Raw genomic sequence first — 26547 nt, 5'->3', positions numbered from 1 at the left:
GCGGTGGCAGCGAAGCAAGTTCGTCATCTTATCTGGTTTCGTCATGATTTACGCGTCACCGATAACAAAGCGCTTTCCTTGGCCTGCGCTGATCCGCAGGCCAACGTCATCGCCCTCTACACCGCCACACCAGAGCAATGGCAACAACACGATGTCTCTGCACGGCAAATCGCCTTTATTCACCAAAACCTTGTTGAGTTACAGCATTCCCTTGCCCAACTGGGTATCCCACTGATTTGTCATACCACCAATAATTTTGCTAATGCGGCGAAATGGGTACTGGATTACGCCAAAGAGCAACAAGCGGATGCTCTGTTTTTCAATCGGCAATATGAATGGAACGAAAAAAAACGCGATGAATGGCTAATAGCACACGCGGATACAATACAGGTTCATGGGGTTGATGATGCTTTATTACTCCCCCCTGGTACCGTAACAAATCAAAAAGGCGAGATGTACCAAGTCTATACCCCATTTCGCCGTGCGTTTCTAACCCAACTTTCTGTCACAGATTGCCGTTCATTACGTGCACCTGAAAAGCGAGCAGAACCGTTAGAAATTAAAACAGCCTTGCCGTTATTTCCCCATGAACATCAAGAAATACCGACTTTCCCTGCGGGTGAACAAGCTGGATTAAAAAGGCTCAGGCTTTTTTGTGCCCAAAAAGTGACAGATTACCAACAAGATAGGGATTTTCCTGCCATTGATGGCACTAGCCAGTTATCGCCATACCTTGCGATTGGGGTGTTATCTCCTCGTCAATGTTTTAACCGTTTACAAGCTGAAAATCCACAGGTGCTTGATTCCCCTGATAGCGGGGCTTTCTGTTGGTTAAATGAATTAATTTGGCGTGAGTTTTATACCCATCTTTTAGTTGCCTTTCCTCGACTTTGCCGCCACCAGCCCTTTATTCAGTGGACACAATATATTCATTGGAATGATTCACCTACTGATTTTGCAGCATGGAAAACCGGGCAAACGGGCTACCCCATTGTTGACGCGGCTATGCGCCAACTCAATACAACTGGCTGGATGCATAACCGCTTACGTATGATTGTGGCAAGTTTCTTAGTGAAGGATTTACTCATCGATTGGCGAAAGGGAGAGAAATATTTTATGAGTCAGCTAATTGATGGAAGTTTAGCCGCCAACAACGGCGGCTGGCAATGGTCAGCGTCTACTGGCGTTGATGCTTCCCCATGGTTTCGTATTTTTAACCCCACCACACAGGGGCAAAAATTCGATGCACAGGGCACGTTTATCCGTCATTGGCTACCTGAATTACGGACTGTACCTGCTAAATATATTCATACCCCTCATGAATGGGCAGAGGAAAATAATATACACCTTGATTACCCTAAACCCATCGTTGACCACAAGCAGGCACGATTAAACACACTGGAAGCCTTTGAAGCAGGCAAACGCGATAGCCTTAAATACGATAAATAGCAAAGTTATTATTTGTGTTAAAGGTTATTATGCAAGCCTGATGATAAGGAGATGAAATCAATGAGTGTGATTTTACAAGTAGACTTCCCATACCAAGGCCCTTGGGGGGAAGAAATGACGTTGGCAATGAATGCGTTAGCCGAGTCAATCAATCAAGAACCGGGTTTTATCTGGAAAATTTGGACTGAAAACCAACAGAGACAAATGGCGGGTGGTGTTTATCTGTTTGCTTCTGAGCAAGAGGCAAAAGCTTACTTAACCAAACACAGCGCGCGTTTAAAGGCTTTTGGTGTGCCCGAGGTACGCGGTGAAATTTTTACCGTGAACACTGCGCTCAGTCTAGTCAACCAAGCGCAATTTATTGAAAAATAGATGCTTATTGCCGATGAAATTCAAATAGCATTACGTCAGAAGTAAATGAGCCATCTGCTTGTAATGCAAAATGTTGCTTAACTTCATCACTGAGTGTGTTTTGGAATTGGCGGATCGCCTCAACCAAGGGTTGCGGCGTTCGCATCCGTTCAACCCAACTGGTAAACTCAAGGGGTAAACGGAAGCTTTGTACACCAGTAACAAATAACCCTGCCTTATTAAACATCCCTGACCATTCTCCAGCAGAATAATCACGAATATGCGATGTATCCCTTAGCACTTCAACAGTTTGTAGATAAATATCTAATATTGGGTGACCTGGTGAAACCACATCAATAAAAATACCCTTTCCCCCCACTTTTAGCACACGGCGAACTTCACGCAATGCTTTTTCCACATCATGCCAGTGGTGGGCAGAATAGCGACTAATTACTCGACCAAAGTGATTATCCGCAAATGGTAATTGCTCAGCAGTGCCTTTGCAGGTGGTAATATTAGTAAGTTGCCGCTCTTGGGCACTTTTTTCCACAACACGAAGCATTGAGTCGGACAAATCGTACGCCGTGACCGATTTCACCAATGGTGCTGTATAAAAGCTCGCATGCCCAGCACCACAACCGAGGTCAAGGACATCTTCAGCTTGGCAGCCTTGTAGCCGTTGCTGCAAGGCGAGTAAATCCTCACCTTGTGCATGAACTTGGCTGGTTAAATAGGCGTTAGCTTGCTCATCAAATTGTTGATACACCGCTTGGTGGTGCGTTTTCATTCTGTTTCCTTACATTCCGTTGATCATTTCCTCATCACACCAGAAAATGATTGAAAAAGCACCTCTTTATTCACCACCAATCTATCCCGATGATGGTTAGTGATAATCACCATGACGGCGTTCCACCAGCGTCAATATGCTATAAAGTGCTACAACTGTATTGTCTTGGTTGAAAACTTGCACGTCCCATTCAACGACACCATTGGGTTTATCTTCGGCTAATTTCTGTGGCTTTTTAATCTTTTTCTTACACGTTAAACGAACTTGTATCGTATCACCAATTTTTACGGGCTCGATAAAACGCAAATTTTCCATGCCATAATTTGCGATAACGGGCCCAACCCCTGCATCAACAAATAAGCCTGCGGCGGCTGAAACGACAAAATACCCATGCGCTATACGTTCACCAAACAGGGACTGTGCCGCGCCAATTTTATCAACATGCACATAAAAGTTATCGCCACTAAGGCAGGCAAAATTAACGATATCAGCTTCCGTCACCGTACGCCTCGCGGTAAGTAGCGTATCGCCTATCAGTAAATCTTCGAAATGTTTTCGAAACGGATGAACAACATCAGTCATCGTATCCGCACCACGGAACCATTGCTGGCTAATTGCCGTTAACATCGATGGGCTACCCTGAATGGCAGTGCGCTGCATATAGTGCTTCACGGCTCTCAGCCCACCCAACTCTTCTCCTCCCCCGGCACGCCCTGGCCCACCATGTACCAACAATGGCAATGGCGAACCATGCCCAGTTGACTCCACTGATGACGCCTGATCTAACACTAACATACGCCCATGTGCTCGCGCACTCGCCCGGATCACCGATTGCGCCACTTGGGGATCCGCAGTGACTAAGGTGCCGGCAAGGCTACCGCCTCCTAAAAGGGCAAGTTGTACCGCTTGTTCGTGACTTTCATAACCCATTAAGGTAGCAACTGGACCAAACGCTTCAGTTTCATGAACCGCTGAAGTGTTAAATGGCTCAGCACAATACAATAATGTAGGCGGATAAAATGCACCGTTTTGGCTATCTGCCCCAATCACATCTAATTGATCAAACTGCCCACCACATAGCACTTCACAACCATGGTTACGCAAATAATCTACTTTAGCTTGTACATCTTGCCGTTGCTCTAGATTAATCAACGACCCCATACGAACCCCATCAATTGCAGGATCACCCATGGTGATCGCCGATAAACGTTTGAGCAGCGCTTGCTTAACATTCTCTAATTGATTTTGAGGCACGATAATGCGACGAATAGCCGTACATTTTTGCCCCGCTTTTGCGGTCATTTCTCGGGTAACCTCTTTGATAAATAACTCAAATTCAGGCTGTTCTGGCTGAACATCATTGCCCAAGATGGCACAGTTCAGCGAATCTGCTTCCATAGTAAAAGGCACTGATTTTTCAATGATACGTGGATGAGACTTGAGCTTTTGTCCTGTTGAGGCTGAACCAGTGAAAGTCACAACGTCCTCAAAATCAAGATAATCAAACATATCCCCTACACCGCCACACACGAGTTGGATCCCCCCTTCAGGTACCAGACCACTGTCGACGATAAGTTTCACCATCGCTTGAGTGACTTGAGCAGATGCCGTAGCAGGCTTGATAATCGCCGGCATACCCGCTAACCATGTGGGTGCCAGCTTTTCTAACATTCCCCAACAAGGGAAGTTAAAGGCATTGATATGCAACGCAACACCACGACGAGAAGTCAAAATATGGTGACCGATAAATTGCCCTTGTTTAGATAATGGAGCTGTGTCACCTTCAGGCCAAATGGTGTCGTCGGGAAGTTCCCTACTTGCAAGCCCTGAATAGGCGAATAGCGTCCCAATCCCCCCTTCGATATCCACCCAGCTATCTGCTTTTGTTGCTCCCGTTTGTGCTGAAATCGCATATAACTCGGCTTTGTGTTCCAATAAATACTTGGCAACCGCTTTTAGCATCTGACCTCGTTGCTGGAATGTCATTGTAGATAGCGCCTCCCCCCCGACTTTTCGCCCATAGGTCAAACACTCAGATAAAGGGAGTCCATTCGTTGTCACCGCATATAAGCTTTGATTAGTCAGCGCATGATAAATCGTGCGTGCTTTACCGGTACCCTGCACCCACTTTCCCATAATGTAACTTGTTAAATGTTGCATATCTCACTCCAGAAACAAAGACAATAAACAATATTGATATTTAAATGTGTATCATAAAAACAAGCATAGATGCTAATTAAAATTTAACAAATTAAAAACAAAATAATTGAATTTTAATAAGACATTAAAATCCACATAAAATACATTGAAACTAACTATTTGATTATATTAGTTATTTAATAAAACCCTGTGAAGTGTATCGCAAAATAGCGTTAAGAAATATTGATCTTTATGTTAACCGTTTCTAGCATTAATGTTAAATAAACATGATTCAATATTTTTGTTTAATGATTAATTTACGAATCACTTAACGGAAAAATCAATGAGCGAGAAAAATCAGGCTAACTTCGAAGCCAAAATCGAAGCAGATATTTCCATCGAGCCTAAGGATTGGATGCCCGATGCTTATCGGCAGAACCTTATCCGCCAAATCGGTCAACATGCCCACTCCGAGGTCGTGGGTATGCTCCCTGAAGCCAATTGGCTCACACGTGCACCAACACTGCGCCGTAAAGTCATATTACTTGCCAAAATCCAAGATGAAGCAGGTCACGGCCTTTACCTATACAGCGCCGCAGAAACCCTTGGCTGTTCCCGCCAAGATATCTACCAAAAACTGTTTGATGAAAAAATGAAGTATTCCTCGATATTTAATTACCCCACGTTGAGTTGGGCAGATATCGGTGTGATCGGCTGGTTAGTGGATGGCGCGGCGATTGTGAACCAAGTCGCCCTGTGCCGCACATCATATGGCCCTTATGCCCGCGCCATGGTGAAAATTTGTAAAGAAGAGAGCTTTCACCAACGCCAAGGTTATGAAGCCGTCATGGCACTGGCAGCAGGCACTGATGAGCAAAAGGCGATGTTACAAGATGCGATAAACCGCTTTTGGTGGCCAGTTCTGACCATGTTTGGCCCAAATGACTCAGACTCGCCACATAGCGCTCAAAGTATGGCGTGGAAAATCAAACGCTTTAGTAATGATGAACTACGTCAGAAGTTTGTCGACAACACCGTACCGCAAGTTGAAGCCCTTGGTATGACTATCCCTGATCCCGACTTAGTGTGGGATGACGAACTCGGCCACTATCGCTTTGGTGACATTGATTGGGAAGAGTTTTACCAAGTGATTAAAGGGAATGGCATTTGCAACCACGAACGACTCGGTGCAAAACGCAAAGGCTGGGAAGAAGGTGCATGGGTACGTGAAGGTGCCATGGCACATAGTCGCAAACAAAAAGCCGTGAAATCTGCCGCTTAGTTTACTGAACCCGTTCAGAAAAGGAAAACATCATGAATAACCTAGACTGGCCTTTGTATGAAGTATTTGTTCGTAGTAAGCAGGGTTTGGCTCATCGCCATGTGGGAAGTTTACATGCCGCAGATGACCAAATGGCGCTAGAAAACGCGCGAGATGTCTATACCAGACGCAGTGAGGGCTGCTCAATTTGGGTTGTTAAATCCGCATATTTAATTGCGTCACAACCGGAAGATAAAAGCACATTCTTTGATCCCGCGGACACCAAGGTTTACCGCCATCCAACATTTTATACCATCCCCGATGGCATAAAAAACATGTAAGGAGCCATCCGATGAACCAACAAGAACAGCTCCATCATTACGCGTTACGGCTAGGTGACTCACCATTAATTCTTGCACAGCGCCTGTGCGAATGGTGCGGACATGCGCCTGAAATTGAAATCGACCTTGCGCTATCCAATATTGGTCTGGATCTACTAGGGCAAGCACGCAATTTTTTAAGCTATGCCGCACAGTTAAAAGGGGCAGATTATGATGAAGACAAACTGGCCTTTTTACGTGACGAGCGAGAATTTAGTAATCTGTTACTGGTTGAGCAGCCAAATAACGGCTTCGATGACACACTAGTACGCCAATTCTTTATGGATGCCTATCATGTTCCCCTCTATGAAGCTTTGTGTCATAGCTGCGATGAACAACTCTCTGCTATTGCAGAAAAATCCCTCAAAGAGGCGACTTACCATCTACGATTTAGCCGTAATTGGCTGATCCGCTTAGGGGATGGCACAGAAGAAAGTCACCGCCGAATTCAAAATTCCGTCAATGCGTTATGGCGCTTTACCGGCGAGCTTTTCCACGCAGATAGCATTGAAATCGCTCTTAGTGAAGCGGGCATTGCTGTTGACCCGCGCAGTTTGAAAGCGCCATGGTTAACGACTATTACTGAAACCTTTGATGAGGCCACACTCAGTGTGCCTGAAAAGGATGCGTATCGTTTAGGGGGTAAGCAAGGTAGCCATACTGAACATCTCGGTCTGCTATTAACGCAATTGCAATTTATGCAACGTGCTTACCCAAATTGCCAGTGGTGATGCCATGGAACAGAGACTGCAATTAAGTGAGATCCAATCCCCCCAAGTTCATCAGATCTGGCAACAGCTTCATCAAATTCCTGATCCTGAGCTGCCTGCGCTCTCTATTACTGATCTTGGCATGATCCGCAATGTACTCCCAGACAATCTGGGTTGGAAAATTATTTTTACACCAACCTATTCAGGCTGTCCTGCAACCGAATTTTTACTCAATGAAATAAAAACGGTTTTAGAAGGTGCCGGGTTTGAAAACATTAATATCGAAGTCATGTTAACCCCCGCTTGGACAACCGATTGGATGAACCAAGAGGCTAAAAGGCGCTTAAGAGAATTTGGTATTGCACCACCACAAGGCTCCTCTTGCGAGCACCCTGAACACAAAGGAGCCATCCGTTGCCCACACTGCAATAGCGAACAAACTGAAAAAATTAGCGAATTTGGTTCAACGGCGTGTAAAGCCTTATATAGGTGCACCGAATGCTTAGAACCATTTGATTACTTTAAATGTATTTAGGGGCACGCATATGACTGTATTTCATCGTTTAAGTATTGCCGCTATTGAACGTGACACCCCTGATGCCGTTGCGGTGACGTTCAATGTTCCTGATGCTTTGCGCGAACAATATCATTATCGCCCAGGGCAACATCTCACCTTAAAAGCCTCAATTAATGGGGAAAACCTACGCCGTTGCTACTCCATTTGTAGCTCACCAGACGAACAGATACTGAAAATTGGCGTAAAGGCTATTTATGAAGGACGATTTTCCAATTTTATCAATCAACAACTGAAAGTCGGTGATAGCCTTGATGTCATGGTTCCGCAAGGGCAATTTGGCTACCAGCCTGAAAAACAGACTCATGCACACTACCTCGCCGTAGCCGCAGGATCTGGGATCACCCCACTACTTTCAATTATTAAAGCCACATTACAAACTGAACCTAAAAGCCATTTTGTCTTAATTTATGGCAACAGCAATAGCCGTTCAGTGATGTTTAAAGAGAGCATTGCAGATTTAAAAAGCCGTTTTGCTGAACGTTTTCAAGTGATTTACCTTTTCAGCCAAGAGCCACAAGAAAGTGAACTCCTCAACGGTCGCATTAACCAACAGCAGCTTTCTGCTTTGGGCAATACATTATTAAATTTCAAACAATTTGATCGTGCATTTATTTGCGGCCCTGAAAGCATGATAGATGAGGTGCATGACACCCTTATCCATTATGGCATGCCAAAAGAATTCGTTCACATGGAACACTTCAACACCTCTGGAGCAAAATTTAAACCAACGGTGGTCAAGTCTAATGAGGTGCGCCAAGTGAGCATTCACCTTGATGGTCGGATCTTAGATATCAGCATAGACAGCCAAGATGACAGTATTTTAGATGCTGCATTACGCCAAGGTGTAGACCTGCCATACGCCTGTAAAGGCGGCGTGTGTGCGACTTGCAAATGCAAATTGCGCTCAGGGGAAGTGGAAATGGGCGTCAATTACAGTCTGGAACCCGACCAAATTGCTGATGGATATATTTTGAGCTGCCAATCATGGCCGAAGGGCGATGGCGTTGTTTTAGACTTTGACGTATAGGACGCGCAATGGAAAAGCCTTGGATTTTATCTCAACAAAATAAACGCGTTCTCACACTGACGTTGGATCGCCCCGAAGTGCGCAACGCGCTCAGCACACCATACCTTGAGCACCTTGTACAGCACCTTGAAGCGGCGGATGGCAATAAGGAAATTGGTGCGATAGTGCTTACGGGCCACCCGCGATTTTTTGCAGCGGGAGCCGATCTTAAAGAGTTGCAACAGCAAACTATCGCCAGCGCGATGACAGATAAACGGCCTCAAGTATGGCGTCGTTTATCCATGATATCAAAACCCATTATCGCAGCGACCAATGGGTATGCGCTTGGCGCAGGTTTTGAGCTACTCCTTGCCTGTGACATGGTGATTGCAGGGGAGTCCGCCCGCTTTGGATTACCTGAAATTACCCTTGGCTTAATGCCGGGTGCGGGCGGTACGCAACGTTTGATCCGCGCCGTGGGCAAGTCTTTAGCAATGCAAATGGTGCTGACAGGAGAATCCATTAACGCCAAACGCGCACTTCAAGCAGGGCTCATTAGTGAAATTTGCCTTGATGATTTAGTGGTCGAACGCGCCCAGCAACTTGCGCAGCACATCTCGACACACGCGCCTTTAGCGGTGCGAGCAGCAAAGGCTGCCCTCATTCATGCCCAAGACAGCCACCTTACTGAGGGGTTGCAACTGGAACGCCAATATTTCGTAACCTTAGCTGGCACCCAAGATCGGCAAGAAGGGATCGATGCCTTTTTCGCAAAACGTACACCTCAGTTTACAGGACAATAACCATGACAAACCAAGCGATGATCCTCACCACACAGGAAAATGGTGTTCTCACGGTGACCTTAAACCGCCCTGACAGACTCAATAGCTTTAACGATGAAATGCACCGCCAACTGAGTGAAGCTATCAAAATTGCAGAGCGCGACGAGTCGGTGCGTTGCTTAGTGATCACCGGTGCTGGTCGTGGATTTTGTGCGGGGCAAGATCTCAACGATCGTAATGTCAGTGCCAATCGTGAAGCGCCTGATCTCGGCTTTTCTGTAGAAACCTATTATAACCCACTGATCCGCCGTCTCACCGCCTTACCAAAACCGATTATTTGCGCCGTAAACGGGGTCGCAGCAGGTGCAGGCGCGGCTATCGCACTTGCCGGAGATATTGTTATCGCAGCCAAAAGTGCCCGTTTTATTCAATCATTTTGTCGCCTCGGTCTGGTTCCTGACTCAGGAGGAAGCTGGTTTTTGCCACAACGGGTGGGACATGCCAGAGCAATGGGTATGGCACTACTCGGGGATAAAATCAGCGCAGAGCAAGCATTACAATGGGGAATGATTTGGCAGGTCACTGAAGATGACGCGCTTACAGACACCGTTCAACAACTCGCTCAACACCTTGCGACACAACCAACCTATGGTTTAGGGCTTATCAAAAAAGCCATTTATTGCGCAGCAACCAACACCCTCGACGAACAGCTTGATCTTGAACGCGATTTGCAGCGTTTAGGAGGGCGCAGCGAAGACTATCGCGAAGGGGTAAATGCCTTTTTAAACAAGCGCGAGCCGCAGTTTAAGGGGAAATAACCATGACGCTACCATTAAATTCGACCATCAATACTGTCGCGGTTATCGGTGCGGGCACCATGGGCATCGGTATTGCCCAAGTCGCAGCCACTGCGGGTCTCAGGGTTTTACTGTTTGATGTCAACCAAGACACACTCACCCGCTCATTAAATGCAATGACGCAACGCTTACGTCAACGTGTTGAACAGGGAAAAGCAGAGTCAAAAACCACGGAAGCCCTGATTGCTAACATCCAGACTGCTCAACAGTTATCTGAATTGGCTAGCGCCCAACTTATCATCGAGGCTGTGGTAGAGAAATTAACAATCAAACAAGCTATTTTCGCTGAACTTGAAGGTATTTGCTCTGAATCAACCCTATTTGCTAGCAATACATCGTCATTATCGATTACGGCTATTGGCAGCCAATTAAAACACCCCGAACGACTTGCTGGATTACATTTTTTTAACCCAGCCCCGGTTATGAAATTGGTTGAGGTGATCCGTAGTCTAGCAACCTCACCAGACGTTATTGAACAGTTGAAAGCATTGATGCTCTCATGGGGGAAAGTGCCGGTTATTTGCCGCTCCACACCTGGGTTTATTGTTAACCGCGTTGCAAGGCCTTTTTATGCGGAGACCTTACGAGCACTGGAAGAGCAAATCGGCTCCCCTGCCACATTAGACTGCGCAGTACGCGATGCAGGTGGCTTTACAATGGGGCCATTACAGCTTATGGATCTAATTGGTCATGATGTTAACTACGCCGTGACTGAATCCGTATTTCAAGCCTTCGGTTTCGATCCTCGTTTCCAAACCTCTTTAATGCAATTGGAATTAGTGCAAGCGGGGTATTTCGGTCGTAAAACAAAACAAGGCTTCTATCATTATGATGAGAATAAACCGCAATCCACAGCGTCATTTGCAGCAAAAGTCCACCTTAACTTACCTCAAAATGTAAAAGTGCATGGCGATTGGCAGATATTTCCTGAGTTTACGCAGCTTTTATCTGAAAATGGGATCTCACTCGAAGGATTGGTACAACAACCAAATCACCCTCCTACCCTTATTGTTAATGACGTTATTATTATGTTAACAGATGGTGAATTAGCATCATCCCATGCGCAACGATCAAAGCAAGCGGTGGTTTTATTTGATTTATCGGCAAATTACCTTGCAGCAACCGCTATCACCCTAACCTGTGCAGTACAAAATAGTGCGCAACAAAATCAGCATGCTATCGCCTTTTTTCAATCACTTGGAAAAAACGTGATTGTGTTACCTGACTACCCTGCTCTTTTAACCATGAGAACCGTTGCGATGCTATGTAATGAGGCACTTGACGTGGTGAATAAAGGTGTTGCAACCGTACAAGATACCGATAATGCCATGCGCTTTGGGGTGAATTACCCCAAAGGTCCATTAGCTTGGGGCGCTCAACTGGGTTGGTCACGGGTGCTATCGGTACTTGAGCAGCTAGCGCAATTTTATCGGGATGGTCGATATCGACCAAACCCATTACTAAAGCAGTTAGCAGCCGGTTATCAGTCTTTATCTTTCAAGGAGTTGCTATGATCACAGTGCCAAATATCACGACTGCTCAAAAATCAGCTCATATTATGTATCGTGGTGATGCATGTGCAAAAGCAATGGGTATGTCGATTGAAAAAGTCGAAGAGGGCTTTGCGCAATTAAAAATGCCCATCACCATCAATATGCTTAATGGTCATCAAAGCTGCCATGGCGGAGTGCTATTTAGCCTTGCCGATACCGCATTTGCTTACGCCTGTAACAGCCAAGGATATGCCGCCGTTGCGTCCATGTGTTCCATTGATTTTATTCGTCCCGGCTTTGAAGGGGATTTGCTGACCGCCTGCGCAACAATGAAACACCAAGGTAAACGCAGTGGTCTGTATGAAGTGGAAATAACCAACCAAGACGGTAAAACTCTCGCTTTATTTCAAGGGCGTTCTCACCGCTTAGGATACCGTTTAGAGGATGCTCCCCATGATTGATGCTTATATTTGCGATGGCGTTCGCACGCCGATAGGTCGCTATGGTGGCGCGCTTTCTTCCCTGCGCCCTGACGACCTTGCCACACTACCACTAAAAGCGTTGATGGCAAGACACCCACAATTAGATTGGTCGCTAACCGATGACATTATTTTAGGTTGCGCAAACCAAGCCGGTGAAGATAACCGCAATGTGGCTCGCATGGCAGGTTTACTGTCTGGTTTTCCTATTTCGGTTTCAGGCACGACGATCAACCGCTTATGCGGTTCAGGGTTAGATGCCATCGCGCTTGCCGCAAGAAGCATTAAAGCGGGTGAGTCGGAATTGATGATTGCAGGCGGCGTAGAGTCGATGAGCCGAGCGCCGTTTGTTATGGGGAAACAAGAATCCGCTTTTTCACGCCAAGCGCAACTGTTTGATACCACTATCGGTTGGCGGTTTATCAACCCGCTAATGCAGCAACAATATGGTACTGATTCGATGCCTGAAACGGCTGAAAATGTGGCTGAAACCTATCAGATCAGCCGTGAAGACCAAGATGCATTTGCGCTACGTAGTCAACAACGCACTGAGATCGCTAAAGTTAACGGCATTTTTGCGCAAGAAATTGTGCCTGTCACCATTAAACAGCGTAAAAGCGAAATGGTCGTCACTGAAGATGAGCATCCGCGTGCCGAAACCACGTTTGAGCAACTGCAAAAACTGAAAACCCCCTTTCGTGAAAATGGCACAGTCACCGCAGGAAATGCCTCAGGCGTCAATGATGGTGCCGCCGCACTGATTATTGCCTCTGAAAAAATCGCTAAACAACAAGGCTTAACACCACGCGCTCGTATTGTTGCCACTGCCACTTGTGGTGTTGAGCCAAGATTAATGGGGATTGGTCCTCTGCCTGCGTCACAAAAAGTATTGAAAATGGCAGGGTTAACTATCGAGCAAATGGATGTCATTGAACTAAACGAAGCCTTTGCCGCACAGGCTCTCGCAGTGTTAAGGAAATTAGGTTTACCCGATGACGCACCACATGTTAACCCCAACGGTGGCGCGATTTCCTTGGGTCACCCATTAGGTATGAGTGGCGCAAGGCTAGCGATTGCTGCGATTAATGAGCTTCATCGTAAACAAGGTCGCTATGCCCTATGCACCATGTGTATTGGTGTAGGCCAAGGCATCGCCATGATCATTGAACGAGTCTAAACAACATTTTTATATCAATAAGAACCGCCTGAACCCAACACCTGCTCAGGCGAAAACCAGCAACGTCATCAACGAAAACTGGTTACCATAATAATTATGAGGACTGGCAATTATGAGCATGATACAAAACAGCATCGACCCAATTGAGTTTGCCTCACGAGATGAAATCGAGTCATTACAATATACTCGAATGAAGTGGACACTCACTCACGCCTATAAAAATGTACCGATGTACCGTAAAAAATTCGATAATGCGGGCGTGCACCCTGATGATTTTAAACAGTTAAGTGATATCGAAAAATTCCCGTACACCACCAAACAAGATTTACGGGAAAACTATCCATTCAGTACCTTTGCGGTACCCATGGATCAAATCATTCGTATTCATGCTTCCTCTGGTACCACTGGACGCCCAACCGTTGTGGGTTATACCCGACGTGATATAGATAATTGGGCGGATTTAATTGCCCGCAGTCTACGTTCCGCAGGGGCAGGACGAGGCGATAAAGTTCATATAGCTTATGGTTATGGCCTGTTCACGGGTGGATTAGGAGCACATTACGGTGCTGAACGTCTTGGTGCTGCTGTTATTCCAATGTCTGGGGGTCAAACAGAAAAACAAGCCCAATTAATTGCTGATTTCAAACCCGATGTGATTATGGTGACCCCATCGTATTGCCTGAGCATTATCGATGAGCTTGAGAAAATTATGGGAGGCGATGCTAGTAAGTGCTCACTTAGACTCGGCGTATTTGGTGCCGAACCTTGGACAGAATCTCTGCGCACTGAAATTGAAACACGCTTAGGTATTAAAGCGTTAGATATCTATGGCTTATCAGAGGTAATGGGACCCGGTGTCGCCATGGAGTGTGCGGATTCCGGTGTCAGCGGCCCAACCATCTGGGAAGACCATTTTTATCCTGAAATTATTTCACCGGAAACGCTTAAAACATTGAAGGATGGTGAGCATGGTGAGTTAGTGTTCACTACCCTTACAAAAGAAGCTATGCCTGTAATCCGTTATAGAACCAGAGATTTAACCCACTTAATGAGTGGCGTAAATCGCAACATGCGCCGCATTGGTAAAATCACCGGTCGCTCTGATGACATGATGATTATTCGCGGAGTGAACGTATTCCCTTCTCAAATTGAAGAACAGATTATGCAGTTCAAAGAACTATCTCCACACTACCAGTTGGAAATCAGCCGCCAAGGCAATATGGATAGCTTATCAGTACGTGTTGAACTCAAACACCCAGAACAACTGACTTATGATGAGCGCTGTAATATCTGCCATCACTTAAAACACCGTATCAAGTCTATGGTGGGGATCAGCACGCGGATCAGTATTGTAAACTGTGGTGATATCCCACGTTCACAAGGTAAAGCTGATCGTGTGATTGATACTAGAATTGCAATTTAAATCAACATATTAGGACATATTTACCGTCAGTTATCTAATATGCCTTATTGGTAAAACAGGCTTTAGCAAAAAACGAAACGAGACAATATTCACTTTTATGTCTACTATTCAGGAAGCATTCTGATACATAAAATTTATGGATGAAGCATAAATGAATACTAAACTCGATCAATTTATCCAACATGCTATCGCCAGCCAACCCATCAGTGGTACATCGCTGATTAGCTCCCTTTATGGTGATGCACTGCATCACCGTGGAGGTGAGATTTGGTTAGGTAGCCTAAGCAAACTATTAGAGCCGATGGGGTTTACTGACCGCTTTGTACGCACCTCTGTTTTTCGCTTGCAAAAAGAAGGTTGGTTAGATGTCGAAAAGATTGGACGGCGCAGCTACTACCGAATCTCAGCACGGGGTCAGAGCCGGTTTCGGCGTGCGGAGCAAAAAATTTACCTTGCACAGCAGCCTGATTGGGATGGCAAATGGGATTTATTATTATTAGAAGCCGCTGATAAAGAAGAAAAAAATCGCTTAAAAAAAGAGCTTAGTTGGCTAGGGTTTGGGCAATTTAATACCTCTTTAATGGCTGCACCAAGCTGTGCACAAAGTGATATTCCTGCGTTATTAAATGAGCTCAATGCCACTGAGCAAGTGATTTATTTTCACGCTGACTACCCCTACAATCGCTCAGAAAAAAACCTGAAAGACTTGGTGTCACAAGCATGGTCTTTGCAAGATATCTCAGAGCATTATCACCAGTTTATTTCCTTATTTAGACCACTGGCGCTATTACTCAAAGATAATGCGGGCGCACAAATCAGCCCCGAGCATTGTTTTCAATTACGCTTGCTTCTGATCCACTTTTATCGTCGCGTCACCCTTAAAGACCCACTATTACCGGACGAACTTTTGCCCCCCCAATGGGAAGGTCATATTGCACGCCATTTGTGCACTAATATTTATCAACGTATCGATCAAGCTGCAACGCAATATGTGTCAGAAAATGGCGAAACCACCGTCGGTGAACTCCCTCAACCTTCTAACGCTTACTATCGGCGTTTTGGTGGAGTATTGCGGGATATCGCCGCCTAAACGAATAGCTTAAGGAGCCTTTATGCCTTTTTATCAAATCGATGGTATTACACCTGTTGTTAGTCCAGACAGTTTTGTTCACCCCACAGCGGTCGTTATCGGCGATGTCGTCATTGGTAAAAATGTCTATATTGGCCCCAATGCCAGCTTACGCGGTGATTTTGGTCGTTTAATCATTAAAGATGGAGCGAATGTGCAAGATAATTGCGTGATGCATGGGTTCCCGCAATTTGACACAATCATTGAGGAAGATGGCCATATCGGCCACGGTGCTATTTTGCATGGCTGCCATATCAAACGCAACGCCCTCGTGGGGATGAATAGCGTGATCATGGACGGTGCTGTGATTGGTGAAAATTCAATTGTTGGTGCTTGCACTTTTGTCAAAGCAGAAGCCATATTCGCAGACAATAGCCTGATCCTAGGCACTCCAGCCAAAGTTTTACGCACGTTATCAGAACAAGAGATTGCCTGGAAAAGCAGCGGCACCAAAGATTACCAGAACCTCGTCACTCGCTGTTTAAATACTTTTCAAGAAGTTGAGCCATTAACCGAGATAGATGCCAACCGTCCTGTGCTTAAGTTTGACAATATTATCCCAAAATCTCAGCTTTAAAACGATTAAGGAACCGCAATCGGGTTCCTCAATCATTCAGTCAAAGATAATTACTTCGTATTATTACCAAAGGGTGGCTTAGCAAACCAAACGGTAATGATTAACACAATAAATACCCAGCCACATAACCAGAATATTTCATTCGCCGCAATAATGAGCCCTTGGCTAGTAATTTGCTGCGCAATAAAACCCGAAGTTTGCTCGGTAGTTAAACCGTGAGCCGCCATGCCTTGGTACATCGCTAAAGACTCTGGGTTATAGTCGGTAATAAATTCAGTAAGTTGGCTGTGGTGCACAGACTCACGATCGCTCCACATCGTTGTCGTAATTGATGTCCCTATTGACCCCGCTAATGTACGGAAAAAGTTAGCCAAACTGGAAGCCGAAGCCAGTTTTTCAGGTGGAAGCCCTGAAAGCGTTAGCGTCGTCAATGGCATAAAGAAACACGCCACCGCCATGCCCTGCACTAATTGCGGCCAAACCACCGCTGAGAACCCCATGCTGGGTTCGAAGGTATACGCCCGCCAAAAGAAACAAATGGCATAAAACACAAAGCTAAAAGTGACTATCCAACGGATATCCAGAAAATCGGATAATTTTGCCACTGGCGCTGAAAAAAGAACCGGTAACAAGCCAATTGGCGCAAGTGCAAGCCCTGCCCAAGTTGCGGTATAGCCATACACTTCTTGCAGCAATTGAGGTAATAACACAATCGCCCCAAAATATGCCATATACGCCAAACTGACTGAAATGGTTCCAATCGTGAAGTTGCGCGATTTAAATAAAGACAACTCAACAATCGGGTTTTTATCGGTCAGTTCCCAAATCACGAGAAATACCAACGCAATGGCAGAAACCACCGCTAAAATCACAATTTCATTCGATGCCAGCCAGCCTAGCTCTTTCCCTTTATCCAGCAACACTTGTAAGCAACCAACACCCACAGATAATAGTGCCAATCCAATCACATTGAACGGCATTTTGACCACTGTCGATTCCATCCCTTTAAGGATAATCGCCCCCACGATAATCACGAAAATCCCTAAAGGCACGTTCATAAAGAATATCCAGCCCCAATGAAAGTTATCACTAATATACCCGCCAAAAATTGGGCCGAATACGGGGGCTAAGATAATCGTCATCGACCAAAAGGCCAATGCCATATTCTGCATTTTAGGCGGATAACAGCGCATAATTAGGCTTTGGGATAACGGAATGACAGGTCCTGCAACAGCACCTTGTAAAACGCGATATAAAATCAGCATCCCAAGGCTATCTGAAAAACCACAAAGCAATGAAAATAAAGTAAAAAGAGCTGTCGCCCATAAGAAAACACGAATTTCACCAAAACGCTTAGCGAGATACCCCGAAATCGCAATCGAAATCGCGTTCGACACCCCAAATGAGGTGATCACCCACGTACCTTGTGATACGGAAACACCAAGGTTACCCGCAATAGTCGGAATAGCCACGTTTGCAATAGTGGAATCGAGCACTTGCATAAAGGTTGCAAGCGATAATGCGATGGTCGCCCAAACTAGCTTCGCCCCCTTTAGGGGTTGGATATCTGCCACAGCCACTCCTTACGAGCTAGTCCGCATTATCACTGATAATGCTTTCGATAATGTGGTCGACATCGGCCAAGTTTAGCACTAATACATCACTTTCAAACGCAGGGGTGGTACGCTGAACTTCGGCTAACACGGGACCATTTTGGTCTTTAATATCAATGGTAACATTCATTGATAAACCAATGCGCAATGGGTATTTGGCCACTTGCTCCGGGTCAAGCTCAATGCGCACAGGTAAGCGTTGAACCACCTTGATCCAGTTCCCCGTGGCGTTTTGCGCAGGCAATAACGAAAATGCGCTTCCCGTTCCCATGTCTAAGCCGACCACCGTGCCGTTATACACGATATTGTCACCATAAAAATCGCTGTTAATGGTGGCAGGCTGCCCTATGCGCACTTTTTCAAGCTGAGTTTCTTTGAAATTAGCATCAACCCAAACCGGTTGAACAGGCACAATAGCCATTAAAGAGCTTTGGGGGCTCACTTGGGAGCCGACTTGCACATTACGCCGTGAAACATAGCCTGTCATTGGGCTTTTAATTTCAGTGCGTTGCAAATTAATCCACGCACTACGCACACTATCAGCCGCTTGTTGGATAGCGGGTTGTTTTCTTAATGCCGTATTCCGTAATAACGCGCGATTGGCATTATATTGTTGAACGGAAATGTCTAACGCGGCTTGAGCTAATTGCACCGCTTCTTGGGCATGCTGTAGGTCTTCTTTTGAGATAGTACCGCTGCGCCCAAGTGCTGCACGGCGCTGGTAATCTTTCTGAGCTTGCGCAAGTGAGACGCGGTTTTTCTGTATTTGCGCCTGATATTCATCACCATTAATATATAACTCTTTGGTCTTACGGACTGTGGTCGCTAAATCGTGCTTAGCTTGCTCAAAGGCGAGTTGAGCATTGGTTTTATCCAAAACCACCAGCACATCACCGGCTTTCACTAAGTCCGTATTTTCAAAATTGACTTGAGTTACATTGCCAGTTGTTTGCGCAATAATAGGAATTTGTAACCCCGAGACATAAGCATCATCGGTATATTCTTGAAAGCGTAAAACTAAAAACCAATAAACGCCATAAGCCACAAATAATAAAATAATGATTATTGTGGCAATGATCATCCATATTGTTCGACGTTTTTCATTTTTCGTTTTTTGATTATTTGTTTCTGAATGGGTTGATTGACTCATAATAACTCTCAGGGTCTAAAATCAATATTAATTCTCCCTCTATATTCAAGAAGTAAATGAAATAATGCAAGAGTTAATATTTTACAAATAAAACAAGCACCACTAAAAACAGGTAATTCATTGATAGATATCAAATAAATAAAATATAATCCAATTAAATCCAATAGATTTATTTTATGTTTCATTTAAATTTGACTATTCATAATTGGATGTTTGATTTGAATAAAAGAATACCAATCCAATATATTAACGCCACCAATTTGATAATAACTATTCTTTTTTTGATGTGTTTGGGAAATATTCGAGGACAGCGCAATACCTTGAAAATGAGTGTAACTGTTTTTGATTGTTATCAAGGCATAAATTAACTTGTTTTCTACCGAGTCCATTAATTGACTACATGAATAGCATTTATCCTCTTTGCCACCTTTTCCTGCAATAGTGATATGTTGGGTAAAAATGGGCGTATTGACCGCCTTGAGGTTGTTAACAAAGTGGGATAAAGCATCATTTTCCCACTTTGTATTATCAGGCAAAAATCAATAGTTGGTTTTCAAAACCTATCCAACCTGCCGACAAACATATTATGTTTGTCAGCAGTCTGAAACCCACGTATTACCCTGTTTGCATTTACCACTGCGTAATATTACGGTCTTCTGGCGTCACCGACGTAAGTTTTGCGAGTTGCGGTAATAATTTATGTTTTAAATCATCCAGCAAACTATAAATCACTGGTACAAATAATAAACTCAAGATCGTCGAACTGAGTAAGCCACCTATCACCGCAATCGCCATTGGTGCTCTAAATCCTGCATCAGCACCGCTAGTTAACACAAGGGGGATCATCCCCGCAATCATGGCAAATGTGGTCATGATAATAGGACGAATACGCTCTTGCCCGGCTTCTATGATTGCCGCTTCTCTTGGCATCCCCGAACGCTGTTTTTCAAGAATGAATTCCACTAGCAAAATTGAGTTTTTCGTCACAATCCCCATCAGCATTAAAATACCGATAATCACCGGTAAATCGATCATCGCGCCATATAAAACAAGGGCGATAATGGCACCTCCAATGGAAAACGGCAGCGCCACCAGTATGGTAATCGGCTGCATAAAGTCCTTAAACAGCACAATTAAAATGGCAAATACCAACAAAATACTAAATACCATCGTGGTGCCAAAACGCTCAAACATATCAATCATATATTCCATATCACCATACTCCACTTGTGAAACACTGTGGGGTAATTGTTGATATTCAGGAAGTTGCATCACAATTTCCAGCGCTTCACCGAGTGTTAAGCCTTCAAGATTGGCTTCTATCGACATTTGCCTTTGTCGGTTAATTCGCTCAATTTGTGAAGGTCCGTCACTGGATTCGATTTTAGCGACCGATTTCAGCGGTACGGCTTGCTCCCTTGTACTTTTTACATATAAATTGTTCAGTACATCAATATTATGTTGTTGATATTCAGGCAAAATCACCTGCACCGCCAGTTGCCTGTCGGGTAAATTAAACTTAGCACTACGTGAATTAGCCTCCCCCATAGTTGCAATACGCAATGTATTCGCAATATCCTCAACATTGACTCCCGTTCGGCCAATATCAACCAAATTCGGTTTAACAATCAGCTCTTTACGTAATAAGGGTTTCATAACTTGAACATTTTTCAGCCCTTCTACTTTGGCCATTGCGTCGCGCAGTTTTTGCATTGAGGTTTCAAGCTCTTGGGGATCTGTACCTGTAAACATCAAGGAGAACTCTTTGCCACCATTGCTGTTACTAAAGGTATAGCGCGCATCCGTTTTTTCACTTAACAATTCACCTATTTCAAGCTCAAATTGCTTTTGTGATAATTCACGTTCGCTTGGTTCAACTAACGTAAGGATCATTTCGCCTTTGTGTTGCGCAATACCTTCTGAATCGTCGGCGATCCCAGCTACCGTATAAGTTGAAATAATTTCAGGTCTACCTTTTAACTGCTTGGTGATCTCATTAATCTTCTGCTGTGTTTGCTCAACAGGTGTTCCCGGTGGTAGCTCAATATTAATTTGACTAATACTGATATCGCCATCAGGCATAAAGCCTACAGGTAACAAACTGGTCACGGCGACCGAACCAATTAAAAAGCCCCCTGCTAATACAGATGCGAGTTTTCGATGCTTTAACGTTAACGATAAAAACCGCGTGTAACGCGCAATCCAGTTTGGCGTTTTTACACCATTATGATCCCTTTTTTGTGGCAAGAGCACATACGCTGCCATTAAAGGTGTCACCAATCGCGCGACGAGTAACGAAGATAGCACCGCTGCCGACACCGTCACACCAAATGGCACGAAATACTGCCCAACAAAGCCACCAATAAAACTAACAGGTAAAAATACCGCCACAATGGTTAGTGTGATCGCCACAATCGCAAAACCAATGGCATCGGATGCTTTCAGCGCCGCCAAATAAGGGCGTTCACCGCGTTCGATATACTTTTGGATATTTTCAATTTCAACAATCGCATCATCCACCAGTATCCCAATAACTAATGTTAACGCCAGCAACGTAATACTATTCAAACTGTAATCAAACAGTGCCAAAACAAAAAAGGTTGGCAGAATCGATAACGGCAATGCCACCGCAGCCACTAAGGTTGCACGCCAACTTTTTAAAAAGAAAAAGACGATAACAACGGTTAAGAACGCCCCCTCTAGCAAGGTTTGAATGGTTAAAAAGAAGCTGGACTCCGTGTATTTAACCGTTGAGGAGATCAAGTGAATATCAATCGCTGGATTCGCTTTTTGCAACTTTTCGACCGCTTCAGCAACCCCTTGCGCCACCTTGGTATCACTAGAACCTTTAGCACGGTAAACGGCAAAACCCACGACATCTTTACCATTGAATTGAGAAATCGACTTCACATTCTTATGACCATCATAAATATTAGCAATTTCGCCCAGCCGTATAGATTGCAAGTTATCAATCGGTAGCATGATGTTCTTAATCTCATCCGCTGTGGATTTTTCACCTAATACACGAATAGTATGTTGCAATGAGTGATATTTTGCGTTCCCGCCAGCGGAATTCTGATGATTGTTTTTCAGTAATTCATTGATACTGGCTATGGAAATTTGCATTGCCGCTAATTTGTTCGCATCAGGTTCAATGCGGATCACTCGCTCGGTATCCCCTAAACGGCTGACTTTTTGCACCCCCGGTACAGTGATCAATTGCTTACTCACCGTGTCATCCACAAACCAAGATAAATCCGCGAGTGATTCAGTTTCAGATGAAACGGCATAACGTAAAATCGCCCCACCTTCGACATCAATACGGTTAATCAGCGGTTCATCAATCGTTTGAGGTAGCTCTCCACGGATCTGCCCCATTTTTTCGCGCACGTCATTTGTCGCAACATGCGCATCCACACTGAGGTCAAACTCAATGGTGGTTGTCGATGCACCTTCACTAATGGAAGAGGTGATATGACGAATTCCAGGGATCCCAGATACCGCACGTTCAACTCGCTTTGTCACCGCATTTTCCAGTTCTGTTGGCGATGAGCCATCTTGCGTTACGGTGACGGTGACGATCGGAAACGTGACCACAGGGTTTGCAGTCACTGGTAATTGATGAAACGAAAATAACCCCGCGATGGTCAATGCCAAAAACATCACTATCGTAGGAATCGGCCGCGTGATGGCCCAAGAAGATAACTGTAATTTCATTGACTATCCTTTACAGGCACAACAATGTCATCATCGGATAAAAAAGCCTGCGCATAAGTCACAACATCTAAATTCGACGCTAATGGGGTTAACACTTCCACTCGCCCTTGTTGAATTTTGCCAATTTGTATTTTTTGTTTCGCCACTTTGCCGTCTGTCACGGTAAAAATAAAACGCTCACCATTGGGTTCTGTACGGATGGCGCTATAAGGTAACGACAACTGTTCACGCGGTGAATTGCTGTACACCATTGTGCCCGTTTCCCCTAAACGCACATGTTTAGCTGGCTCTGTGAGAGCAACACGGATTTTCCCAAGTTGTGTTAATGCGTCTATTTTGGGTGATAAATAACGCAGTTTTCCTGATATTGACTGATTTTCATCAAGGTTGAGCGTAACAGGATTGCTACCGACAATACGCGAAAGTTCTGAAGGGTGTGCGAGTGCCTCAAACTCCAATTCATTATCTTCAATCAGTTTAAATAACAAACTATTATCCGATAACATGCCATTCATGGCATGACGCTCACTGATCACCCCTGAAACAGGGGCAATAATTTTTGATTTGTCTTCTTGGCTTTGCTCACGCATTAACTGCGCTTTTAGTTGTCGTAGCTCAGCACGGCTAGCTGTTAACAATGCACGCTGTGCGGCGGCTTCTGATTTGGCTTTACCAAACTCATTCGCCGAAATCACCCCGGTTTTTGCCAGCGGCGATAACCGTTGCAATTCTTGTTGAGATTGGGCGTTGAGCGCTTCTTGCTGTTTAATGTACGCAGCGGCTTTGTCTATCTCTGCTTTTAACTGATTCACCCCTGCACTTTGGATCGGTGATTCCAATGTCGCAAGCAGTTGCCCTTTTTCCACCCATTCCCCCTCTTCCACAAACACTGCGGTAACCATTTGTTGTTGCAACGGGGAACCAATTGAAATTTCATTTTTTGCCACAAATTTCCCGGGAATAGTGACGATATCAACCGCCATCACCTGTTGTGGATTCGTAACGCTTAAGCGCATTTCTTCTGCTTGTGTATTCAGGCAAATGAAAAATAATGAAAGAGCTAAAAACATGTGTTTCATAAATCATAAAATTCCCTAGTAGACCTTCGCGCTACTGTAAGTTCGCTGAACCGTAAACTCCATAAACCAAAGTTAAACCTTAATTTTTCGTTAAGCTTGGGAAAAACCATAAACTGCTTTTTTGCCATACAGGGAAATTATTATCTGAGATCAAATGTTGACCACTAATTAGCTAGCTAATTATTTATTTTCGATGTGCTTTAGTGATAGTATTCGCAAACTATATCATTATCATTATCATTTACGTTTTCAGGGATAATCATGGTTCAGCACTATCACTATTCTCTCGTTGCCGCAGGTATTTTCGCGGCTTTAACCACTTTTACTGCCACAGCAGCAGACAACAAAACAGACACGATGGTCGTCAGTGCCTCAGGCTTCTCACAGCAATTACGTGATGCGCCAGCAAGTGTTACTGTGATCACCGCAGAACAGCTACAAAATAAGCCAGTACGTGATTTAGCCGATGCCGTCAAAGATGTTGAAGGCGTCAGTATCGTCGGAGCCGCTAATAAGCAAGACATTAATATTCGCGGCTTACCCGGTGAATACACCTTGATACTGGTTGATGGTCGCCGCCAAAATAGCCGTGAGTCACGCCCAAATGGTAGTGGTGGTTTTGAAGCTGGCTTTATGCCACCAGTAGAAGCCATTGAACGTATAGAAGTGATCCGCGGACCTATGTCTTCACTGTATGGTTCCGATGCGATGGGCGGGGTTATCAATATCATCACCAAGAAAGTGACTAATGAGTGGCACGGCAGTGTGACAACTGGGGCGATTATCCAAGAAAACAGTGATAGTGGTAACTCAACAGATGGCAACTTCTACCTGTCAGGCCCTTTAGTGAAAGATAAATTAGGTTTGCAGTTGTATGGTGGTGGAAACTACCGTCAAGAAGACAAAATATTAGAAGGCCACCATCAACGCGATAACCGTAGCTTAACGGCGAAATTAACCTTTACCCCGCAAGAAAACCAAACCTTTTTACTTGAAGCTGGCCGCAGCACTCAAGAAAAAACGTCTACACCTGGAAAATCCGTTGGGGAATATGAGATCCGTGGTGGTGACAAGCAATATAACTCTAAAGATGAATGGCATAATGATCGCAATCATGTTGCACTGACTTATAAAGGTGAGTGGGACTCTTTTAATACGGAATTAAGCGTTTACCAAGAACAAACCAAACGTAAGATAAAAGCCCAAGAGCGTAATCAAACAACAGGTCATTGGGAAGGCGGTTATGAATCGAGAGTACCTGAAATCACTAATACTGTCGTCGATGGTAAAGTCGTTGCATTCTTACCGGATAATATCCTCACCGTTGGTGGTCAATACCAATACTCGAAGCTAAAAGACAGCTCGCTGGTAGAAAAAGATGTTATGGAAAAAACCAGTATGTCTGTTGATCAATCAGCACTGTTTGTGGAAAACGAATTTACTGCAACGGATGATTTGATCTTAACGGGAGGACTGCGTTTAGACCATCATGAAACCTACGGTAACCACTGGAATCCAAGAGGTTACGCCGTTTATTATCTGACTGATGAAATCACCATCAAAGGCGGTGTATCCTCCGCTTTCCGCGCCCCTACACTACGCGAAATTAGTAAAGGCTATGGCACTTCAACTCAAGGTGGAAATGGGATTATCTATGGCAACCCTGATCTGAAGCCAGAAAAGAGCGTAAGTGAAGAAATTGGTATTGCGTATAATCATGAGTCAGGTTTCAATGCGAGCTTAACCTTCTTTAATACCGATTTTAAAAACAAGCTCACAAGTTATTCACTTAACAAAGCAGATCCTGATCACCCTAAACTGACATTATATACCTACGATAATGTGGGGAAAGCAAATATCAAAGGGGTTGAAATCGCAATGGGGACTCCTTTAGCGCAAGATTGGAACCTCAACCTGAATTACACCTATACTGATTCAGAACGTAAAAGTGATGATGAAAAACTCAACAATACTTTATCACTCAAAGGTTACCCATTGGATAAGACACCAAAACATATGGCTAACGCGAAATTGGATTGGCAGTTTAACGAAGACCTCAACCTATATACACGAGCGCAATATACAGGCAAACAAGTGTGGGCTGCTCAGCGTAATGGTTCAAAAGTCCCTCGTTACCGTAGTGGCTATACCACCATGGATGTGGGAGCAACCTATCAGCTATTTAAAAATACCAAGTTAAATCTTGCAGTGCTTAATATTGGTAATGAAAAAGGACCTAAAATTGACAAAGTGGATGGAAACTGGGATGTAGAAGATGGTCGTCGTTATTGGGCGAACGTAAACATCAGTTTCTAATCGCTTATCTTATTAGTTTTTAACGACTACCTATTACATTAAAAGCCTATACTCTCAATAATTCGAGTTGCATGTAGGCGACAATAAGATACCCC

Annotated in this window: 22 protein-coding genes; 16 read left to right on the top strand and 6 right to left on the bottom strand. The window is 44.5% G+C overall.

Going from position 1 to position 26547, the window contains the following annotated elements; genetic code table 11:
* The first annotated feature begins 3 nt into the window (after window positions 1-3).
* Window positions 4-1449 carry a deoxyribodipyrimidine photo-lyase gene (phrB, locus tag AB6N04_RS17655; protein WP_369309539.1) on the top strand — a complete coding sequence of 482 codons (1446 nt, stop codon included), beginning with the start codon at window positions 4-6 and terminating at the stop codon, window positions 1447-1449.
* Between the two features lie 60 nt (window positions 1450-1509).
* Window positions 1510-1821, top strand: coding sequence for a monooxygenase (locus AB6N04_RS17650; protein WP_369309538.1), 312 nt, complete (start codon window positions 1510-1512; stop codon window positions 1819-1821).
* 4 nt (window positions 1822-1825) lie between these two features.
* Here the strand turns inward: AB6N04_RS17650 and AB6N04_RS17645 are convergent, their stop codons facing one another.
* Both AB6N04_RS17645 and paaZ read right to left on the bottom strand, forming a co-directional pair.
* Entirely contained in the window at window positions 1826-2587 is a 762-nt protein-coding gene (locus AB6N04_RS17645; RefSeq protein WP_369309537.1) for a class I SAM-dependent methyltransferase, read from the bottom strand.
* A 96-nt stretch (window positions 2588-2683) separates the two neighbouring features.
* The gene (gene paaZ, locus AB6N04_RS17640) at window positions 2684-4747 is read right to left on the bottom strand and encodes a phenylacetic acid degradation bifunctional protein PaaZ (protein ID WP_369309536.1); all 2064 of its coding nucleotides are present in this window, start codon (window positions 4745-4747) and stop codon (window positions 2684-2686) included.
* 322 nt (window positions 4748-5069) lie between these two features.
* Here paaZ and paaA point away from each other — a divergent pair, with 322 nt between their 5' ends.
* The 13 genes from paaA to paaY all read left to right on the top strand — a co-directional run bounded on the left by paaA (window position 5070) and on the right by paaY (window position 16577).
* A complete protein-coding gene (gene paaA / locus AB6N04_RS17635) occupies window positions 5070-6008 on the top strand; it encodes a 1,2-phenylacetyl-CoA epoxidase subunit PaaA (RefSeq protein WP_369309535.1) in 939 nt (312 codons plus the stop codon).
* A 32-nt stretch (window positions 6009-6040) separates the two neighbouring features.
* Window positions 6041-6328 carry a 1,2-phenylacetyl-CoA epoxidase subunit PaaB gene (paaB, locus tag AB6N04_RS17630; RefSeq protein ID WP_369309534.1) on the top strand — a complete coding sequence of 96 codons (288 nt, stop codon included), beginning with the start codon at window positions 6041-6043 and terminating at the stop codon, window positions 6326-6328.
* Between the two features lie 11 nt (window positions 6329-6339).
* Window positions 6340-7098 (top strand): 1,2-phenylacetyl-CoA epoxidase subunit PaaC, encoded by a 759-nt coding sequence (paaC, locus tag AB6N04_RS17625; RefSeq protein WP_369309532.1) that lies wholly within the window; start codon window positions 6340-6342, stop codon window positions 7096-7098.
* A 4-nt stretch (window positions 7099-7102) separates the two neighbouring features.
* On the top strand, window positions 7103-7612 hold the full coding sequence (gene paaD, locus AB6N04_RS17620; RefSeq protein WP_369309531.1) for a 1,2-phenylacetyl-CoA epoxidase subunit PaaD: 510 nt from the start codon (window positions 7103-7105) through the stop codon (window positions 7610-7612).
* A 10-nt stretch (window positions 7613-7622) separates the two neighbouring features.
* Window positions 7623-8681: a 1,2-phenylacetyl-CoA epoxidase subunit PaaE gene (gene paaE / locus AB6N04_RS17615; protein ID WP_369309529.1), complete on the top strand. Its 1059-nt coding sequence runs from the start codon at window positions 7623-7625 to the stop codon at window positions 8679-8681.
* 8 nt (window positions 8682-8689) lie between these two features.
* The gene (gene paaF, locus AB6N04_RS17610; protein ID WP_369309528.1) at window positions 8690-9463 is read left to right on the top strand and encodes a 2,3-dehydroadipyl-CoA hydratase PaaF; all 774 of its coding nucleotides are present in this window, start codon (window positions 8690-8692) and stop codon (window positions 9461-9463) included.
* Between the two features lie 2 nt (window positions 9464-9465).
* Entirely contained in the window at window positions 9466-10260 is a 795-nt protein-coding gene (paaG, locus tag AB6N04_RS17605; protein ID WP_369309526.1) for a 2-(1,2-epoxy-1,2-dihydrophenyl)acetyl-CoA isomerase PaaG, read from the top strand.
* Window positions 10261-10262: 2 nt separating this feature from the next.
* Entirely contained in the window at window positions 10263-11813 is a 1551-nt protein-coding gene (locus AB6N04_RS17600; RefSeq protein ID WP_369309525.1) for a 3-hydroxyacyl-CoA dehydrogenase, read from the top strand.
* Window positions 11810-12253 carry a hydroxyphenylacetyl-CoA thioesterase PaaI gene (gene paaI, locus AB6N04_RS17595; protein WP_369309524.1) on the top strand — a complete coding sequence of 148 codons (444 nt, stop codon included), beginning with the start codon at window positions 11810-11812 and terminating at the stop codon, window positions 12251-12253. Before AB6N04_RS17600 ends, paaI begins: the two co-directional genes overlap by 4 nt.
* Window positions 12246-13448, top strand: a complete 1203-nt coding sequence (gene pcaF / locus AB6N04_RS17590) for a 3-oxoadipyl-CoA thiolase (RefSeq protein WP_369309522.1) — start codon at window positions 12246-12248, stop codon at window positions 13446-13448. Before paaI ends, pcaF begins: the two co-directional genes overlap by 8 nt.
* Before the next feature lie 112 nt (window positions 13449-13560).
* Window positions 13561-14871, top strand: a complete 1311-nt coding sequence (gene paaK, locus AB6N04_RS17585) for a phenylacetate--CoA ligase PaaK (RefSeq protein ID WP_369309521.1) — start codon at window positions 13561-13563, stop codon at window positions 14869-14871.
* A 151-nt stretch (window positions 14872-15022) separates the two neighbouring features.
* Window positions 15023-15961, top strand: coding sequence for a phenylacetic acid degradation operon negative regulatory protein PaaX (gene paaX / locus AB6N04_RS17580; RefSeq protein ID WP_369309519.1), 939 nt, complete (start codon window positions 15023-15025; stop codon window positions 15959-15961).
* A 22-nt stretch (window positions 15962-15983) separates the two neighbouring features.
* Entirely contained in the window at window positions 15984-16577 is a 594-nt protein-coding gene (gene paaY, locus AB6N04_RS17575; protein WP_369309518.1) for a phenylacetic acid degradation protein PaaY, read from the top strand.
* Window positions 16578-16627: 50 nt separating this feature from the next.
* On the opposite strand, the gene AB6N04_RS17570 is transcribed toward paaY, so the two are convergent.
* The 4 genes from AB6N04_RS17570 to AB6N04_RS17555 all read right to left on the bottom strand — a co-directional run bounded on the left by AB6N04_RS17570 (window position 16628) and on the right by AB6N04_RS17555 (window position 24136).
* Window positions 16628-18151, bottom strand: a complete 1524-nt coding sequence (locus tag AB6N04_RS17570) for a DHA2 family efflux MFS transporter permease subunit (RefSeq protein ID WP_369309517.1) — start codon at window positions 18149-18151, stop codon at window positions 16628-16630.
* Window positions 18152-18167: 16 nt separating this feature from the next.
* Complete coding sequence (gene emrA / locus AB6N04_RS17565; protein WP_369309516.1) at window positions 18168-19340, bottom strand: multidrug efflux MFS transporter periplasmic adaptor subunit EmrA; 1173 nt, start codon at window positions 19338-19340, stop codon at window positions 18168-18170.
* Between the two features lie 630 nt (window positions 19341-19970).
* The gene (locus AB6N04_RS17560) at window positions 19971-23057 is read right to left on the bottom strand and encodes an efflux RND transporter permease subunit (protein WP_369309514.1); all 3087 of its coding nucleotides are present in this window, start codon (window positions 23055-23057) and stop codon (window positions 19971-19973) included.
* Window positions 23054-24136 (bottom strand): efflux RND transporter periplasmic adaptor subunit, encoded by a 1083-nt coding sequence (locus AB6N04_RS17555; protein WP_369309513.1) that lies wholly within the window; start codon window positions 24134-24136, stop codon window positions 23054-23056. Before AB6N04_RS17555 ends, AB6N04_RS17560 begins: the two co-directional genes overlap by 4 nt.
* A 261-nt stretch (window positions 24137-24397) precedes the next feature.
* Here AB6N04_RS17555 and AB6N04_RS17550 point away from each other — a divergent pair, with 261 nt between their 5' ends.
* The gene (locus AB6N04_RS17550; RefSeq protein WP_369309511.1) at window positions 24398-26452 is read left to right on the top strand and encodes a TonB-dependent receptor; all 2055 of its coding nucleotides are present in this window, start codon (window positions 24398-24400) and stop codon (window positions 26450-26452) included.
* Window positions 26453-26547: the final 95 nt, after the last annotated feature.

The sequence above is a fragment of the Providencia rettgeri genome (assembly GCF_041075285.1).
In the GTDB taxonomy this organism is placed as follows: Bacteria; Pseudomonadota; Gammaproteobacteria; order Enterobacterales; family Enterobacteriaceae; genus Providencia; species Providencia rettgeri_G.
The sequence above is the reverse complement of the archived record's forward strand: the minus strand, read 5'-3'. Positions and strand labels throughout refer to the sequence as shown.

What these genes read in the sequence shown, in the direction of transcription:
- paaK (WP_369309521.1), top strand. Translation starts at nt 13,561, where the DNA reads ATGAGCATGATACAAAACAGCATCGACCCAATTGAGTTTGCCTCACGA.
- AB6N04_RS17600 (WP_369309525.1), top strand. Translation starts at nt 10,263, where the DNA reads ATGACGCTACCATTAAATTCGACCATCAATACTGTCGCGGTTATCGGT.
- paaI (WP_369309524.1), top strand. Translation starts at nt 11,810, where the DNA reads ATGATCACAGTGCCAAATATCACGACTGCTCAAAAATCAGCTCATATT.
- AB6N04_RS17550 (WP_369309511.1), top strand. Translation starts at nt 24,398, where the DNA reads ATGGTTCAGCACTATCACTATTCTCTCGTTGCCGCAGGTATTTTCGCG.
- paaE (WP_369309529.1), top strand. Translation starts at nt 7,623, where the DNA reads ATGACTGTATTTCATCGTTTAAGTATTGCCGCTATTGAACGTGACACC.
- AB6N04_RS17645 (WP_369309537.1), bottom strand. Translation starts at nt 2,587, where the DNA reads ATGAAAACGCACCACCAAGCGGTGTATCAACAATTTGATGAGCAAGCT.
- pcaF (WP_369309522.1), top strand. Translation starts at nt 12,246, where the DNA reads ATGATTGATGCTTATATTTGCGATGGCGTTCGCACGCCGATAGGTCGC.
- paaB (WP_369309534.1), top strand. Translation starts at nt 6,041, where the DNA reads ATGAATAACCTAGACTGGCCTTTGTATGAAGTATTTGTTCGTAGTAAG.
- paaC (WP_369309532.1), top strand. Translation starts at nt 6,340, where the DNA reads ATGAACCAACAAGAACAGCTCCATCATTACGCGTTACGGCTAGGTGAC.
- paaG (WP_369309526.1), top strand. Translation starts at nt 9,466, where the DNA reads ATGACAAACCAAGCGATGATCCTCACCACACAGGAAAATGGTGTTCTC.
- AB6N04_RS17650 (WP_369309538.1), top strand. Translation starts at nt 1,510, where the DNA reads ATGAGTGTGATTTTACAAGTAGACTTCCCATACCAAGGCCCTTGGGGG.
- AB6N04_RS17555 (WP_369309513.1), bottom strand. Translation starts at nt 24,136, where the DNA reads ATGAAACACATGTTTTTAGCTCTTTCATTATTTTTCATTTGCCTGAAT.
- AB6N04_RS17560 (WP_369309514.1), bottom strand. Translation starts at nt 23,057, where the DNA reads ATGAAATTACAGTTATCTTCTTGGGCCATCACGCGGCCGATTCCTACG.
- paaF (WP_369309528.1), top strand. Translation starts at nt 8,690, where the DNA reads ATGGAAAAGCCTTGGATTTTATCTCAACAAAATAAACGCGTTCTCACA.
- paaX (WP_369309519.1), top strand. Translation starts at nt 15,023, where the DNA reads ATGAATACTAAACTCGATCAATTTATCCAACATGCTATCGCCAGCCAA.
- paaZ (WP_369309536.1), bottom strand. Translation starts at nt 4,747, where the DNA reads ATGCAACATTTAACAAGTTACATTATGGGAAAGTGGGTGCAGGGTACC.
- emrA (WP_369309516.1), bottom strand. Translation starts at nt 19,340, where the DNA reads ATGAGTCAATCAACCCATTCAGAAACAAATAATCAAAAAACGAAAAAT.
- paaD (WP_369309531.1), top strand. Translation starts at nt 7,103, where the DNA reads ATGGAACAGAGACTGCAATTAAGTGAGATCCAATCCCCCCAAGTTCAT.
- paaA (WP_369309535.1), top strand. Translation starts at nt 5,070, where the DNA reads ATGAGCGAGAAAAATCAGGCTAACTTCGAAGCCAAAATCGAAGCAGAT.
- paaY (WP_369309518.1), top strand. Translation starts at nt 15,984, where the DNA reads ATGCCTTTTTATCAAATCGATGGTATTACACCTGTTGTTAGTCCAGAC.